Below are 2,530 nucleotides of genomic sequence, written 5' to 3'. Positions count from 1 at the left end.
GATAAAAAGGGCTATAAAATCAGTTGCAGATAATTATGACATTGTAATAGTTGAAATCGGAGGGACAATTGGTGATATTGAGAGTCTTCCTTTTCTTGAGGCCATAAGGCAGTTCCGGTATGACGTCGGAAGGAATAATGTTTTATATGTCCATTTAACCCTCATCCCTTTTATCAAGACCTCAGGTGAGCTTAAGACCAAGCCAACACAGCACAGTGTAAGAGAATTAAGGGAAATCGGTATCCAACCGGATATTCTTTTATGCCGCACAGATAGATTACTGCCTCCTGAGATTAAAAAGAAAATTGCTCTCCACTGCAACCTTGATGGAGATTCCGTTATTACTGCCAAAGACGTTGATACGATTTATGAGGTTCCGCTTGTGCTCAAAAATGAAGGGCTTGATGAGCTTATTGTGAAAAAACTTTCCCTAAATACACCACCTCCTGACCTGAAGACATGGAATGATGTTATAAGAAAGATCAAGGAGCCTGAGGATAGGGTGACTATTGCTTTGGTTGGAAAATACGTTGACCTCAAAGATTCTTACAAGAGCCTTATTGAGGCCCTTTCCCACGGAGGGATAGCAAATAATGTGGGTGTTGATATTCAGTGGGTGGATTCAGAAGATATAGAAAAACATGGCCCTGAGAAATACCTGTCTGATATCGATGGCATTTTAGTTCCTGGTGGTTTTGGCCTCAGGGGAATTGAAGGAAAGATTGAGGCAATCAGGTTTGCGAGAGAAAAGTTAATACCGTTTTTCGGGATATGCCTTGGCATGCAGTGTGCGGTAATAGAATTTGCAAGAAACATCTGCAATCTCAAGAATGCCAATAGCACAGAGTTCGATACAGGAACCCCTTACCCTGTAATTTATTTAATGGAAGAGTGGTATGACTTCAGGACAAAAACCATACAGAAAAGGGATATTACATCTGAAAAGGGTGGCACCATGAGGCTCGGTGCTTACCCATGTGTCCTGTCTGAAGATTCTTTTGCTTACAGGGCTTATGGCGTAGAAGAGATTTCTGAAAGGCACAGGCATCGGTATGAGTTTAACAATGCGTTTAAAGAGATTTTTGTAGGAAAAGGTCTTAGAATAAGCGGTCTGAGCCCTGACAGGCAGCTCAGTTACCCCGAACTGTCGGGGCAACGACTTGTTGAGATTGTAGAGATAAAAGACCATCCCTGGTTTCTGGGCTGTCAGTTTCACCCTGAGTTTAAATCAAGGCCCTTAGAGCCACATCCACTTTTTAAGGCTTTTATAGGCGCTGCATATAAAGAAAAGAAAATTCTTTTTACACATACGGCGGTTAAAGAATCAGAACATGGGGGAGTTAAATGAGTGAGATTGTCGATATCTTTGCAAGGGAAATCCTTGATTCGCGGGGTAATCCTACTATAGAAGTAGACGTAATTCTTGAAAGCGGTGCGTATGGCAGGGCAGCAGTCCCCTCCGGGGCATCAACAGGCAAGAGGGAGGCCCTTGAGCTAAGAGACAAAGGGAAACGTTATCACGGCCGCGGGGTTCAAAAAGCAGTAAGAAATGTTACAGAGGAGATTGCTCCAAATCTCAAGGGGATGGAAGCCAGCGAACAGAAGTTTATTGATAACCTGATGATTGATCTCGATGGCACTGAAAACAAAAGCAAGCTCGGCGCCAATGCTATCCTGGGTGTCTCACTTGCGGTTGCAAAGGCCGCTTCAATGGATGCCGGCCTTCCCCTTTACAGGTATATCGGAGGCGTTAATGCAAAGGAGCTTCCTGTGCCAATGATGAATGTCCTGAATGGCGGTGCGCATGCAGCTAACAACCTCGATATTCAGGAATTTATGATAGTGCCCCTCGGTGCTCCTTCGTTTCATGAGGCAATGAGGATGGGTTCTGAGATTTTTCACAGCCTGAAAAGTGTTTTGAAAAGCAAAGGGCTTAATACTGCGGTTGGCGATGAAGGTGGTTTTGCCCCTGATTTAAACTCTAATGCAGATGCCCTTTCCTTAATTATAAAAGGAATCGAGAAAGCAGGATACATTGCAGGAAAAGATGTTTGCCTGGCACTCGATGTGGCCGCCTCAGAACTTTTCAGGAATCGTAGATACTGCTTTGAAGGCAAGGAGATTAACTCCGAACAGATGATGGATTACTATGAATCCATTTTAGCAAAATATCCCATTATATCCATTGAGGACGGGCTCTCAGAAAATGACTGGGAAGGCTGGAAAGCTATGACCCGACGGTTTGGCAAGAAGGTTCAACTGGTAGGCGATGACATTTTTGTGACGAATACTAAAATATTAGAGAAGGGAATAAAAAATGGGATTGCCAATTCAATATTGATAAAGCTGAATCAGATAGGCACCCTTACCGAAACCCTCGATGCAATAGAGATGGCGAAAAAAGCAGGTTATACATCTGTGGCATCGCACAGGTCAGGCGAGACAGAAGATACAACCCTCGCAGACCTTGCTGTTGCCTGTAACACAGGGCTGATTAAAACAGGCTCTTTATCGAGGACAGACAGGGTCG

General features: G+C 43.9%; 2 protein-coding genes. Both read left to right on the top strand.

The window, feature by feature from the left end:
* Nucleotides 1–1,348 (top strand): CTP synthase (locus HZC12_09995; protein ID MBI5027036.1); only part of this gene is annotated, 1,348 nt, incomplete at its 5' end.
* A partial coding sequence (gene eno, locus HZC12_09990) for a phosphopyruvate hydratase (GenBank protein ID MBI5027035.1) occupies nucleotides 1,345–2,530 on the top strand: 1,186 nt, incomplete at its 3' end. The genes HZC12_09995 and eno, both read left to right, overlap by 4 nt.

The organism is Nitrospirota bacterium, assembly GCA_016214385.1.
Taxonomy (GTDB): domain Bacteria; phylum Nitrospirota; class Thermodesulfovibrionia; order UBA6902; family JACROP01; genus JACROP01.
This window is presented reverse-complemented; position numbering and strand designations above follow the sequence as displayed.